Origin of the sequence: Methylobacterium brachiatum (assembly GCF_900113845.1) — a bacterium.
Taxonomy (GTDB): domain Bacteria; phylum Pseudomonadota; class Alphaproteobacteria; order Rhizobiales; family Beijerinckiaceae; genus Methylobacterium; species Methylobacterium brachiatum.
This window is the reverse complement of record NZ_FOQW01000011.1, coordinates 138,227-151,706: the sequence shown is the minus strand read 5'-3', so window position 1 is coordinate 151,706 and position 13,480 is coordinate 138,227. Positions and strand designations below refer to the sequence as shown.

At 69.7% G+C, this 13,480-nt stretch carries 12 protein-coding genes; 8 read left to right on the top strand and 4 right to left on the bottom strand.

All coding sequences use genetic code 11. The features are described 5' to 3' along the window. Positions 1-256 precede the first annotated feature (256 nt). The 6 genes from BMZ47_RS16195 (at position 257) to BMZ47_RS16170 (ending at position 5,443) form a co-directional block, all read left to right on the top strand. Positions 257-1,294 carry a sulfate ABC transporter substrate-binding protein gene (locus tag BMZ47_RS16195; protein WP_091863413.1) on the top strand — a complete coding sequence of 346 codons (1,038 nt, stop codon included), beginning with the start codon at positions 257-259 and terminating at the stop codon, positions 1,292-1,294. A gap of 10 nt (positions 1,295-1,304) precedes the next feature. Then, entirely contained in the window at positions 1,305-2,159 is an 855-nt protein-coding gene (cysT, locus tag BMZ47_RS16190; RefSeq protein WP_091863412.1) for a sulfate ABC transporter permease subunit CysT, read from the top strand. Beyond that, positions 2,152-3,033, top strand: coding sequence for a sulfate ABC transporter permease subunit CysW (cysW, locus tag BMZ47_RS16185; RefSeq protein ID WP_091863411.1), 882 nt, complete (start codon positions 2,152-2,154; stop codon positions 3,031-3,033). The genes cysT and cysW overlap by 8 nt, the downstream gene beginning before the upstream one ends. Before the next feature lie 58 nt (positions 3,034-3,091). Continuing rightward, a complete protein-coding gene (locus BMZ47_RS16180; protein ID WP_050733640.1) occupies positions 3,092-4,075 on the top strand; it encodes a sulfate/molybdate ABC transporter ATP-binding protein in 984 nt (327 codons plus the stop codon). 39 nt (positions 4,076-4,114) lie between these two features. Next, positions 4,115-5,164, top strand: coding sequence for a cysteine synthase A (locus BMZ47_RS16175; RefSeq protein ID WP_091863410.1), 1,050 nt, complete (start codon positions 4,115-4,117; stop codon positions 5,162-5,164). Between the two features lie 123 nt (positions 5,165-5,287). Further along, positions 5,288-5,443, top strand: coding sequence for a hypothetical protein (locus BMZ47_RS16170; RefSeq protein ID WP_007563230.1), 156 nt, complete (start codon positions 5,288-5,290; stop codon positions 5,441-5,443). A gap of 76 nt (positions 5,444-5,519) precedes the next feature. Here the strand turns inward: BMZ47_RS16170 and BMZ47_RS16165 are convergent, their stop codons facing one another. Then, positions 5,520-6,980, bottom strand: coding sequence for a S1 family peptidase (locus tag BMZ47_RS16165; protein WP_091863409.1), 1,461 nt, complete (start codon positions 6,978-6,980; stop codon positions 5,520-5,522). 249 nt (positions 6,981-7,229) lie between these two features. Between BMZ47_RS16165 and BMZ47_RS28630 the strand changes: the two genes are divergently transcribed. After that, on the top strand, positions 7,230-7,406 hold the full coding sequence (locus BMZ47_RS28630; protein WP_163006003.1) for a hypothetical protein: 177 nt from the start codon (positions 7,230-7,232) through the stop codon (positions 7,404-7,406). 136 nt (positions 7,407-7,542) lie between these two features. Here BMZ47_RS28630 and BMZ47_RS16160 read toward each other — a convergent pair whose 3' ends face one another. The 3 genes from BMZ47_RS16160 to BMZ47_RS16150 all read right to left on the bottom strand — a co-directional run bounded on the left by BMZ47_RS16160 (position 7,543) and on the right by BMZ47_RS16150 (position 10,985). Beyond that, positions 7,543-7,851 carry an alkylphosphonate utilization protein gene (locus BMZ47_RS16160; protein WP_007563236.1) on the bottom strand — a complete coding sequence of 103 codons (309 nt, stop codon included), beginning with the start codon at positions 7,849-7,851 and terminating at the stop codon, positions 7,543-7,545. Between the two features lie 193 nt (positions 7,852-8,044). Beyond that, entirely contained in the window at positions 8,045-9,331 is a 1,287-nt protein-coding gene (gene ccrA / locus BMZ47_RS16155) for a crotonyl-CoA carboxylase/reductase (RefSeq protein WP_007563238.1), read from the bottom strand. A gap of 181 nt (positions 9,332-9,512) precedes the next feature. Beyond that, a complete protein-coding gene (locus tag BMZ47_RS16150) occupies positions 9,513-10,985 on the bottom strand; it encodes a catalase (RefSeq protein WP_091863408.1) in 1,473 nt (490 codons plus the stop codon). 412 nt (positions 10,986-11,397) lie between these two features. Here BMZ47_RS16150 and BMZ47_RS16145 point away from each other — a divergent pair, with 412 nt between their 5' ends. Then, a complete protein-coding gene (locus tag BMZ47_RS16145) occupies positions 11,398-13,440 on the top strand; it encodes a protein meaA (RefSeq protein WP_091863407.1) in 2,043 nt (680 codons plus the stop codon). Positions 13,441-13,480 lie beyond the last annotated feature (40 nt).

Here is a 13,480-nt window from a genome sequence, read left to right as displayed (position 1 = left end):
CGTTCTTTCTAAGAAACCCGGAAACACGCCGACATTCTTCTCCCTGCGCCGCGCGCGAGAGAAGATCCATGCCTTCTGCCAGGAGCGGGCTCTGAGCACGCTTGTGTTCCGGGCGATTCCGCCGATCCTGCACCGCGACGACGCTGACGCAGACACGTCCGGACGGCTTGACTTCGTTCGATAAAACGAACGATCCAAGGCGTTCCGGGCGCGTCTTCCTGTGGCGCGACCGTCGGCGGCTGGGGGAGCGGACGTGATGAAGAACGGTGCGGCACGGAACCGGGCCTTCCGGGCGGTCGGGCTGTCGATGCTGGTCGGCGCCGGCCTGCTGAGCGGCTTCCTGCCGGCCGCGGCCGAGACCGCCTTGCTCAACGTGTCCTACGACCCGACCCGTGAACTCTACCGCGAGATCAACGCCGTCTTCGCCGAGGAATGGAAGGCCAAGACCGGCGAGGCCATTACGGTGCGCGCCTCGCATGGCGGCTCGGGCGCCCAGGCCCGGACGGTGATCGACGGCGTCGATGCCGATGTGGTCACGCTGGGCATCCCGTCCGACATCGACGCCATCGCCAAGCTGACCCGCAAGATCCCCGAGGATTGGCGGACCAAGCTCCCGAACGAGGCCGTGCCCTACACCTCGACGGTGGTATTCCTGGTTCGCAAGGGCAACCCGAAGGGCGTCAAGGACTGGGCCGACCTGACCAAGCCCGACGTCAAGGTGATCACCCCGAATCCGAAGACCTCGGCCGGCGGCCGCTGGAATTTCCTGGCCGCCTGGGGCTACGCCTACGCCCAGGACAAGGACACCGCCAAGGCCGACGCCTTCGTGGGCCAGATCTACAAGAACGTGCCGGTGCTCGATACCGGCGCCCGCGGCTCCACCGTGACCTTCGCGCAGCGCGGGCTCGGCGACGTGCTGCCGACCTGGGAGAACGAAGCCTACCTGGTCCTCCAGGAATTCGGCGCCGACAAGTTCGACATCGTGTCGCCGCCGACCTCGATCTACGCCGAGCCGCCGGTGGCCCTGGTGGCCGCCAATGCCGAGCGCAAGGGCACCACCAAGGCCGCCCAGGCCTATCTCAACTTCCTCTACAGCGACCGCGCGCAGGCGATCTTCGCCAAGCACCATTACCGCCCGATCCGCCGCGAGGCGGCCGCGGCCGCCGACCTCGCGCAGCTCCCCGAGATCAAGCTGTTCAAGATCGAGGACATGCAGGGCTCCTGGGACGACATCCAGAAGCGGAACTTCGACGCCGGCGGCCTGTTCGACCGGTTGAGCCGGGCCGGCCGCTGAGGCGGGAATCATGGTCGAGACGCCGCGTCGCAAACGGACCTTCCGCCGTCCCAGCGTGATCCCGGGCTTCGGGCTCAGCTTCGGCTACACGCTGACCTGCCTGGGGCTCATCGTGCTGCTGCCGCTGGCCGGGCTCGTCGTGAAGGCGTCCGGCCTCGGCCTCGCGGGGATCTGGGACGTCGCCACCGATCCGCGCGTGGCCAGCGCCCTCAAGCTCAGCTTCGGCGTCTCGGCGCTCGCCGCGCTCACCGCCTCGGCCTTCGGCTTCCTGGTCGCCTGGGTCCTGACCCGCTACCGCTTCCCGGGGCGCAAGCTCGTGGACGCGGCGGTCGACCTGCCCTTCGCGCTGCCGACCGCGGTGGCCGGCATCGCGCTGGCCTCGCTCTACGCCCCCGACGGGCTGCTCGGCGCGCCGCTCGCCCGGCTGGGCATCCAGGCGGCCTACACGCCGGTGGGGATCTTCATCGCCATGGTGTTCATCGGGCTGCCCTTCGCGGTGCGGACCGTGCAGCCGCTGATCGCCGAGATCGACAAGGAGATCGAGGAGGCCTCGGCCACCCTCGGGGCCACCCGGTTCGCCACCCTGACCCGGGTGGTGCTGCCGCCGCTGATCCCGGCGGTGCTCACCGGCTTCGCCATGGCTTTCGCCCGCGGGGTCGGCGAGTACGGCTCGATCATCTTCATCGCCGGCAACCTGCCCTACGTCTCGGAGATCGCGCCGCTCCTGATCGTGATCAAGCTGTCCGAGTTCGATTACGGCGGGGCGGCGGCGATCGCCACAATCATGCTGGGCATCTCGTTCCTGACGCTCCTCGCCATCAACCTGATCCAGGCCTGGAGCCGGAGGCGATTCGGCTATGTCTGAAATCTTCTCCCCGACCTTCGCGCCCGCCGCGCGCACGGAGCCGGTCGCCTCGGAAGGGACCGGCACGCGCGTCGTCCTGATCGGGATCGCGATCGCGTTCCTGGCGCTGTTCCTGGTCCTGCCGCTGATCGCGGTGTTCACCCAGGCGCTGTCGAAGGGGCTCGACGCCTTCCTGTCCGCGTTCCGGGAGCCGGATGCCTGGAGCGCGATCCGCCTGACGCTGACGGTGGCGGCGATCGCGGTGCCGTTCAACGTGGTGTTCGGCCTGGCGGCGTCCTGGGCGATCGCCAAGTTCGAGTTCCCCGGCAAATCGCTGCTGATCACCCTGATCGACCTGCCGTTCTCGGTCTCGCCGGTGGTCTCGGGCCTGATCTACGTGCTGCTGTTCGGCTCGCAGGGCCTGTTCGGCGGCTGGCTGCTGAACCACGGGATCCAGATCCTGTTCGCCCTGCCGGGGATCGTGCTGGCGACCGTGTTCGTGACCTTCCCGTTCGTGGCCCGCGAGCTGATCCCGCTCATGCAGGAACAGGGCTCCGCGGAGGAGGAGGCGGCCCTGACGCTGGGCGCCTCGGGCCTGCACGCGTTCCGCACGGTGACGCTGCCCAACATCCGCTGGGGCCTGCTCTACAGCGTGCTCCTCTGCAATGCCCGGGCGATGGGCGAATTCGGGGCGGTGTCGGTGGTGTCCGGCCACATCCGCGGCCTGACCAACACCATCCCACTCCACGTGGAGATCCTCTACAATGAGTACAACTTCGTCGCCGCCTTCGCCGTCGCTACGCTCCTCGCTGTCCTTGCCCTCATCACCCTCGTCCTCAAATCCATCCTCGAATGGCGCTTCGCGGGCGAGCTTGCGCACGGCCGGGCTCACTGATCGCCCGTCCACGGCGATCCGGGTCGAGGGCATCTCGAAGACCTTCGACACGGCCGCGGTGCTGCACGACCTGTCGATCGACGTGCGGGCGGGGGAGCTGCTCGGGCTGCTCGGCCCCTCGGGCTCGGGCAAGACGACGCTGCTGCGGATCATCGCCGGCCTCGACGCGCCGGACCGGGGCCGGATCCTGTTCGGCGACGACGACGCTACGGGCCTGGCCGTGCAGGAGCGGGCGGTGGGCTTCGTGTTCCAGCACTACGCCCTGTTCAAGCATATGAGCGTGGCCGACAACATCGCCTACGGGCTGAACGCGCGGCGGCGCGCCGAGCGCCCGGCCAGGGCCGAGATCAAGCGCCGGGTCGGCGACCTGCTCGACCTGATCCGGCTCTCGGGCTTCGGCGACCGCTATCCGTCGCAGCTCTCGGGCGGCCAGCGCCAGCGGGTGGCGCTCGCCCGGGCGCTCGCGGTCGAGCCCCGCGTCCTGCTGCTGGACGAGCCCTTCGGCGCCCTCGACGCCCAGGTGCGCAAGGACCTGCGCCGCTGGCTGCGCGAGATCCACGACCGCACCGGCCAGACCACGATCTTCGTCACCCACGATCAGGACGAGGCCCTGGAGCTGTCGGACCGCGTCGCGGTGCTCGACCGCGGCCGCCTGGAGCAGGTCGGCACCCCGGACGAGGTCCAGGAGCACCCGGCCTCCGCGACCGTGATGAAGTTCCTCGGCGACCACGTCGAGGTCGAGGCGCTGGCCGAGGGCGGCCGCGTGCTGGTGCGCGGCCGGGAGACGCCGGTGGCGGCGCCCGCCGGGATCATCGGCCCGGTCAAGCTCTACGTTCGGCCGTGGCAATTGCAGCTCGCCGAGCCCGAGGCCGCGCATCTCTCCGGCACCGTGCGCAGCTCTTACCGCAGCCAGGGCCGCCAGCGCATCGAGGTGGCCGACGACCAGGGCCGTGTGCTCGCGGTGGAGGATTTCGACGGCGTCCGCTACCCGGCCGGCCATCCGGTCGGCCTGCGGATCAACGGCGGGCATGTGTTCGGGTGAAGCTCGTCAGACACCGCACATCCGCCTAGGCTCCTACGCATGACGACCCCGAATCGCACCGCCCATCCCGACGTTCTCGCGGCAATCGGCCAGACGCCGCTGATCCGGCTGCGCCGGGCCTCCGAGGCGACCGGCTGCGAGATCTTCGGGAAGGCCGAGTTCCTCAATCCCGGCCTGTCGGTGAAGGACCGGGCGGCGCTCGCCATCGTGCAGGATGCCGAGGCGAAGGGCCTGATCCGGCCGGGTGGCACCATCGTGGAGGGCACGGCCGGCAATACCGGTATCGGCCTCGCCCTGGTGGCCTCGGTGCGTGGCTACCGGACGCTGATCGTCATCCCGGTCACCCAGTCCGAGGAGAAGAAGCAGACCCTGCGGCTCGCGGGCGCGCGCCTCGTCGAGGTGCCGGCGGTGCCGTTCGCTAACCCGAACAACTACGTCCACGTCGCCCGGCGGCTGGCGGAAAAACTCGCGGCCACGGAGCCGGCGGGCGCGTTCTTCGCCGATCAGTTCGACAACGTCGCGAACCGTCAGGCGCATGTGGACGGGACAGGCCCCGAGATCTGGGCGCAGACCGGCGGCCGGGTCGACGGATTCGTCTGCGCGGCCGGGACCGGCGGGACGCTGGCGGGCATTGCGGCGGCGTTACGGGCCCGGAAGCCGGGGGTGCGCATCGCGCTCGCCGACCCGGAGGGCTCGGCCCTCTACGCCCACTACACAACCGGCACCCTAAAGGCGGAGGGCTCCTCGATCACCGAGGGGATCGGCCAGGGCCGCATCACCCGGAACCTCGACGGCTTCACCCCGGATCACGCCTTCCGGATCCCCGACCGCGAGGCGCTGGACATCGTCTTCGGGCTGATGCGGGAGGAGGGCCTGTCGCTGGGCGGCTCGTCCGGCATCAACGTCGCTGGGGCGATCCGGCTGGCCCGGGAGCTCGGGCCCGGTCACACGGTGGTGACGATCCTGTGCGACGGGGCGGCGCGCTACGCCTCGAAGCTGTTCAATCCGGCCTTCCTGACCGAACGGAACCTGCCGGTCCCGGGCTGGCTGGAAGCGCCGCAGGATGTGTTGCCGGATTGGCACGCCTGAGAACTACCGCCTCATCCGGGCAATATCCTCACAAAAGCGTGGCCCTGCGTTGAACGGAACGGATTGTCGCAGCGTTTGAACGGTCACGCTCGCAACAGCGCGACCGTCCGGAGAGCCCGTTCTATGTCCCTCGTTACCATTCTCCTCATCATCCTGATCATCCTGGCCTTCGGCGGCGGCGGCTTCCTGGGCGGCGGCGCCTATCGCGGCCCGGGCTTCGGCCTCGGCGGCATTCTGCTGATCGTGCTGATCGTCCTGCTGGTCACCGGCCGGCTCTAAGCACCGCACACCCTCTCGGACGCAGGGCCCGCCGGACCGGATTCGGTCCGGCGGGATCGTCCGTGACGGCCGCACCCTACCGGCAGGCGATCGCGACCAGTGCGGGGGCCAGAGCGCCGGGCCCGCCATCCGGGCGTGGCTTCGCTTCGGCGATACCCTGAGCCGCCAGGAAGGCCGCGACCGCCTGGGCCGGCACCAGGGCCAGGCGCGCGGGCGGAACGATCCCGGCGACCCGCCGCGGGGCCGTCGGATAGCGGGCGACGAGCCCGACGAGACGGCCCGACCGGTCGAGAACCGGCGCGCCACCCGCACCCGGCTGCAGCGGCGCGATCACGCCGCCCGTCACCGCGTTGGCTGGCGCCGCCGATCCCCCGTCCGGCCCCGCCGCCAGGGCGATCAGAGCCTCGTCGGCCGCGGGCGCATCCGCCCGCACGGACAGGCGCGCCGGGGCCGGAATGCCCGACGCCTCGAGCAGCGCGAGGCCGGCCGGATCGGTGGCCAGCACCCGAGCCGATGACGGGCCGATGCGGGGCGCGGCGCAGCCCTCCAGCACCGCGGATGCGGTGAGCACACGCCCTGGCGCGACCACGAGCCCGGTTCCGGCTCCCTCGGCGGTTGAAGTGAGCGCCCGTGGCGGCGGCGCCGCGGGGGCCGCGGACAATCCGCTCGCGGCGGGCTTCGGGGGTGCCGACGCGCCGGCCGCCGGGAACGGCTCGAAGGCGTTGGCCACGGCGATCACCAGGCGGCCGACCTCCGCGGCCAGGGCCCGGTCGTAGCCGATCAGGAAGCCGCGCACGCCCTGCGGCCCGGCATCGTAGCGGATGTAGGACAGGCCGGGCCCGGCCTCGGCGGTGACCACCAGCGATTCCGGCCGCCGCAGCTTGTAGGTGACCTTGCGGTTGGGAAGCGGCGCGGTGGCCTGGTCGAACAGGCTGTCCAGGGTCTCGGTCCCGGACGGGAAGGACCGGGTTTCCAGGGTCACGCGCCCGTCCGCGCTCTGCCAGCGGGTGCCGGATGGCAGGGCGGTGCGCTTCGACAGCAGGCGCTCGGGCACGCCGATCATCGCGCCGCTGGCGGGATCCGCGGCGATCCGAAAGCGGGCCGCGGCCTTGGCCGATTCGCCGGCCGCCAGCAGCGCCGCCCGGCCGCGCGGGTCGAGGGGATCGGCGCCGCCCGTCCGGGTCCGGTAGGCGCTCAGCGCGTCGAAGGTCCGGCGGCCGAACGCCCCGGAGACCACGGCGTTGAAGTCGCCGGTCCAGACCAGCGCGTCCTGGATTGCCTTGCGCTCCGCCTCGGGCAGCACCTCGAACGCGGCCTTGGTCGCCTCGAAGGCCGGATCCGGCGCAGCGGGCCGGGCAGGGGACGAAGCCCTCGGCGCGGGCTGGGCCGGACGGGCCGGGGCCGGACGGTCCTGGGCGAGGGCCGGACCAGGGGGCGTCAGGCACCCCAGCAGCAGCGCCGCCAGGAGCGGATGCGTCCGCCGGCCGCGCGGCGCGATCTCGTGACCCGGTTCTTGCCCTGCTCGACGCGAATCCATCGCCGTCCCCGACGCTCAACGCAGCAACCTTGGCAGAGGCCTCGGCCGCGCGCCAGATCGAAGGCCCTCGGCCGGTAACGCGCACGGAAATCTGCTCGTCCCGGCGCCGCTCTCCCGTGCACGCGGCCGCGCGATGCGCTAGAGGGCAGGGGTCCGGCCTCGCGGGCCGGCCCGGATATCCGAATCGGGACTCGACTCGGACCTCCTGCCGGCCGCGCGCCGCCGCCATGGTCCGACGCGGAGCCCGGCATGAGCGAGACCAGCAACACCTTCAAGAAGGCGCCCAAGCGCAAGCCCGCCAAGGGCAAGAGCGTCAGCGTCTCCCCCGAGATGCGGCAGGCCTATGCCGACCTGATCCGGGAACGCGCCGAGAAGCAGGAGACCTACGGGCGTCACCTGCCGCAGGAAGAGACCAAGCGCCGGTAGAAAAACGGGTTTTCCGAAGGGCTCAGCCCTTTGGCGGGGTATCGGGGCGAGAGCCCCGATGGCATCGCGCTTCGCTCGACCCAGGGCTCTGCCCCGGCCCCGCAAAAGGTCCCGGACCTTTTGAAACCCTGAAGTCCTAGCGCTTGCGCACGAACTCGGTGCGCAGGACGAGGCCCTTGATGGTGTCGTGGCGGCAATCGATCTCTTCAGGATCGTCCGTGAGCCGGATCGACCGGATGACCGTGCCCTGCTTCAGGGTCTGGTTCGCGCCCTTGACCTTCAGGTCCTTGATCAGGGTGACCGAATCGCCGTCGGCCAGGACGTTGCCGGCCGAATCGCGCACCTCCGCCCGTCCGGGCGCTGCCGCGGCCGCCTGACCGGGCGGAAGCCACTCGCCCGTCGCCTCGTCGTACACGTAAGATTCGTCGTCGCCCGCCAAGACCATACCCCCGGTACCGGGTCCGGGCGCTGCGCCCATCACCCTGCTTGCCCGCGCCCGTCACGCCGAATCGATCATCGCCCCGGCTCGGATGCTGGAACAAGCGCGGCCGTTCTCGCTCCCGGCCGGGCCGGGGGCAAGGGGCAGCCTTCAGGATCGCCGATCCGGCCCCCGCACGCGGCGGAGGCCGGGGACGGTGTCAGCGCTTCAGCGGGCCGGCCTCGATCACGTCCTCGACGGTGCGCAGGCCGGCCCGCGGGGAATTGACCAGGCAGGCCATGTTGCCCGGCGGGTGCTGGTTCTTCCACATCTTGGTGTGGGCCTGGGGAATCTTGTCCCAGGGGAACACCTCGCTCATGCACGGGTCGACCCGGCGGTCCATCACGAACTGGTTCGCCGCCGAGGCCTGCTTGAGATGGGCGAAGTGCGAGCCCTGGATCCGCTTCTGGCGCATCCAGACGTAGCGGGCGTCGAAGGTGATGTTGAAGCCGGTGGTGCCGGCGCAGAACACCACCATGCCGCCGCGCTTCACCACCAGGGCCGAGACCGGGAAGGTCGCCTCGCCCGGATGCTCGAAGACGATGTCGACATCCTGCTTGCCGGTGATGTCCCAGATCGCCTTGCCGAACTTGCGGGCTTCCTTGGTCCAGGCGTGGAACTCAGGCGAGTTCACCGTGGGAAGCTGCCCCCAGCAGTTGAAGTCCTTGCGGTTGATCACGCCCTTGGCGCCGAGGCTCATGACGTAGTCGCGCTTCGAATCGTCCGAGATCACCGCGATCGCGTTGGCACCCGAAGCCGCGCAGAGCTGCACGCCGAACACGCCGAGGCCCCCGGAGGCGCCCCAGATCAGCACGTTCTGGCCCGGCCGGACCGTGTGCGGCGCGTGGCCGAACAGCATGCGGTAGGCGGTGGCCAGCGTCAGCGTGTAGCAGGCGGCCTCCTCCCAGGTGAGGTGCTTGGGCCGGTGCATCAGCTGGCGGGACTGCACCCGGCAGAACTGCGCGAAGGAGCCGTCCCCCGTCTCGTAGCCCCAGATCCGCTGGCTCGGCGAGAACATCGGGTCGCCGCCGTTGCACTCCTCGTCGTCGCCGTCATCCTGGTTGCAGTGGACGATGACCTCGTCGCCGACTTTCCAGCGCTTCACCTTGGCGCCGACCTTCCAGACGATGCCGGAGGCGTCCGAGCCGGCGATATGGTATTCGCCCTTGTGCACGTCGAAGGGCGAGATCGGCTCGCCGAGGCCGGCCCAGACGCCGTTGTAGTTGACGCCCGCGGCCATGACGTAGACCAGCACCTCGTCGTCGCCGATCTCCCAGACCGGCAGCACTTCGAGCTGGTGGGACTGCTCCGGGGGCCCGTGGCGCTCGCGCCGGATCGCCCAGGCGTACATCTTGGCCGGCACGTGACCCAGCGGCGGGATCTCGCCCATCTCGTAGAGGTCCTTGACCTCGCCGCCTGCCGGACTGACCGCAGCGCTCGCCGCCATCTCGCTCTCCTCTCGTCCCGCGTGGTTCTTGAAGGCCGCGGTTCTCATCGCGCTATAGCGGCGATATCCGAAGCGTCCAAGTGGGCCGAAAGTCGAAACCCAAGGGTTTCAGATGTGAAAAAGGCGCCGGCTCAAGGCCGGCGCCTCCGTATTCAAATTCGCCTTTCCGGCAGACCAAGTATTATTCGGCGGCAGCCTGCCGGGTGTCGATCCCGAGACCTTCCGCAACCCCGCGGCCGAAATCCGGGTGGACTTTATACCAGTGGGCGATCATCCGCTCCTGGATGTGACGCGGGGAATCGCCCATCGAGGTGACGATGTTCTTGACAAGCCGTTCGCGCTCCCCGTCGTTCAGCACCTTCGACCAGAGCTGGCGCGGCTGGCCGTAGAGGTCCTCGTCATCGTTCGGCCAGCCGTAGCGTGCCGCATCGCCCCGGATGCGCAGGGGCGGCTCGGCGAAGGCCGGATCCTCCACGGGACCGCCGAAGGAGTTCGGCTGGTAGTCCACCTGAGCGCCGTGGTTGCCGTCGATCCGCATCGCCCCGTCCCGATGGTAGGTCTGCACCTTGGCGTTCCTGGCCTGGTTCACCGGGATCTGGTGGTAGTTCACGCCGAGCCGGTACCGGTGCGCGTCCGAGTACGACAGGATGCGGTTCTGCAGCATCTTGTCCGGCGAGAAGCCGATGCCCGGCACCACGTTGGACGGCTCGAAGGCCGATTGCTCGATCTCGGCGAAGTAGTTCTCCGGGTTCCGGTTCAGCTCCATCTCGCCGATCTCGATCAGCGGGTAGTCGCCGTGCGGCCAGACCTTGGTCAGGTCGAACGGGTTGATCCGGTAGGTGTCGGCATCGAGCTCCGGCATGATCTGGACGGAGACCTTCCACTTCGGGAAGTCGCCCTGCTCGATCGCCGAGGACAGGTCGGCGGCGGAGTAGTCCGGATCCGTGCCGGCGATCCGGTCGGCCTCCTCGGCGGAGAAATTCTGGATGCCCTGCTTCGTGTGGAAGTGGAACTTCACCCAGTGCCGCTCGCCCCGCTCGTTCCAGAGCGAGAAGGTGTGCGAGCCGTAGCCGTTCATGAACCGGGCCGATTTCGGCGTGCCGCGGTCGCTGTACAGGATCATCACCTGATGGATCGCCTCGGGCGAGAGGCTCCAGAAATCCCAGCGGCGCCAATGCGGCTTCAGGTGCGTGCGCGGATCGCGTTTCTGGGTGCGGATGAAGTCGGAGAACTTGATCGCGTCGCGCACGAAGAAGATCGGCGTGTTGTTGCCGACGAGGTCCCAGTTGCCCTCCTCGGTGTAGAACTTCAGCGCGAAGCCGCGGGGATCGCGGGCGGTGTCGGCGGAGCCGGATTCCCCGCCCACCGTGGAGAACCGGGCGACCATCGGCACCTCCTTGCCGACCTCGGTCAGCACCTTGGCGCGGGTGTAGGCGCTGAGCGACTTGGTCAGCCGGAACGTGCCGTAGGCCCCGTAGCCCTTGGCGTGCACCACCCGCTCCGGGATCCGCTCCCGGTTGAAATGGGCCATCTTCTCGATGAGGTGGTAGTCCTGCATCAGCACGGGCCCGCGGGGACCCGCGGTGATCGAATTCTGATTGTCGGAGATGGGGTTGCCGAACGCGGTGGTCAGGCGCGGGCTCTGGTCGGCCATCGCTGTCGCTCCTTGGAAGCGCTCCCCGCCGGCCGATCCATCCGGTCCGGCACGGGAGAGGGCGGTGAGTCATGGATCTGGAATCGGGGGCGACACCGGTCGCGCCCGACTCGGCGGCCGCACGCGTGCGAAACGGTGCCGGTGCGATCGCCGGCGGTCCAACGCACCGGTTCCCGTTTGGAGCCGTTAAATTCTGGCTCGCGCGCGGGCTTGTGAAGGGGGCCTGTGAAGGGGGGCTGGACCGACCCTCAAATCCGGCTGTCCGCTCGGACAAGTTTTTTAAAGGCCGCCCAAGCAGTACTGGCCCGCGTTGCACTTCTGTCGCGGATGACGCGCCCGGCCGCCTTCGCTACGGTGCGGCCAAGACTGCGCCCCGAGCGCGGATAGTGAAAAAGACCATACGGAGGCCAGGATGGGCGCGCGCGTCGCGGAGACCGGGGGCGACAAGACGCCCCGCGATAAACCCTGGATCATCCGCACCTATGCGGGCCATTCCAACGCCGCGGAGTCGAACGCGCTCTACCGGGGCAACCTCGCCAAGGGCCAGACCGGCCTGTCGGTGGCCTTCGACCTGCCGACCCAGACCGGCTACGACCCGGACCACGAGCTGTCGCGCGGGGAGGTCGGCAAGGTCGGCGTCTCGATCGCGCATCTCGGCGACATGCGGACCCTGTTCCAGGACATCCCGCTCGCCCAGATGAACACCTCGATGACGATCAACGCCACGGCCCCGTGGCTGCTGGCGCTCTACCTGGCGGTGGCCGAGGAGCAGGGCGCGCCGCTCGACGCCCTCCAGGGCACCACCCAGAACGACATCATCAAAGAATACCTATCGCGCGGGACCTACGTGTTCCCGCCCGCGCCCTCGCTCCGGCTCACCAAGGACGTGATCCTGTTCACGACCAAGAACGTGCCGAAGTGGAACCCGATGAATGTCTGCTCCTACCACCTGCAGGAGGCGGGGGCGACGCCGGTCCAGGAGCTGTCCTACGCGCTGGCCATCGCCATCGCGGTGCTCGACACCGTGCGCGACGACCCCGCATTCGACGCGACGAGCTTCTCCGACGTCTTCGGGCGGATCTCGTTCTTCGTGAATGCCGGGCTGCGCTTCGTCACCGAGATCTGCAAGATGCGGGCGTTTGCCGAGCTCTGGGACGAGATCGCCCAGGAGCGCTACGGCATCGACGACCCGAAGAAGCGGATCTTCCGCTACGGCGTGCAGGTCAACTCGCTCGGCCTGACGGAGCAGCAGCCGGAGAACAACGTCCACCGCATCCTGATCGAGATGCTGGCCGTGACGCTCTCCAAGCGCGCCCGCGCCCGGGCGGTGCAGCTGCCGGCCTGGAACGAGGCGCTCGGCCTGCCGCGGCCCTGGGACCAGCAATGGTCCATGCGGATGCAGCAGATCCTGGCCTTCGAGACCGACCTTTTGGAATATGACGATATCTTCGACGGCTCGACGGTCATCGAGGCCAAGGTCGAGGCGCTGAAGGCCGAGACCCGGGCGGAGCTGGAGCGGATCGGCGGTATCGGCGGCGCGGTCGCCGCGGTGGAGACCGGCGCCCTCAAGCGCGCCCTGGTCGAGTCGAACGCCAAGCGGATCTCGGCGATCGAGGCCGGCGAGCAGATCGTCGTCGGTGTCAACAAGTGGCAGCAGGGCGAGCCCTCGCCGCTCACCGCCGGGGAGGGCGCGATCTTCTCCGTCTCCGAGACGGTGGAGATGGAGGCGCAGGGGCGCATCCGCGACTGGCGCAGCAAGCGCGACGACCGGGCGGTGGGCCAGGCGCTCGACGCCCTGGAGCAGGCCGCGCGCTCGGGCGCCAACATCATGCCGGTCTCGATCGCGGCCGCGAAGGCCGGCGTCACCACCGGCGAGTGGGGCGAGCGCCTGCGGCAGGTCTTCGGCGAGTACCGGGCGCCCACCGGGGTGACGGTCGAGACCGTCTCCTCCGGGGCGGCCGAGGAGGCCAAGCTGCTGATCGCCGATCTCGGCGAGCGGCTCGGCGAGACCCCGCGGCTCGTGGTCGGCAAGCCCGGCCTCGACGGCCACTCGAACGGCGCCGAGCAGATCGCCCTGCGCGCCCGGGATGTCGGCTTCGACGTCACCTATGACGGCATCCGCCAGACCCCGGCCGAAATCGTCGCCAAGGCCAAGGAGACCGGCGCCCACGTGGTCGGCCTGTCGATCCTGTCCGGCAGCCACGTGCCGCTGGTTCGCGAGGTCCGCGCCCAGATGCGCGAGGCCGGGCTCGACCACATCCCGGTCGTGGTCGGCGGCATCATCTCTCCCGAGGACGAGCTGGTCCTGAAGAACATGGGCGTGCGCGCGGTCTACACGCCCAAGGACTACGCCATCGACGCGATCATGATCGGCCTGGCCAAGGTGGTGGAGAAGAGCCTGGACCGGCAGGGCAGCCCGCCGGAGCCGGCGCGGGAGGGCGCGCAGGTCTACTGAGGGGCATCCCACGGGATACGGGCGGGGCGCGCCTTCCCGA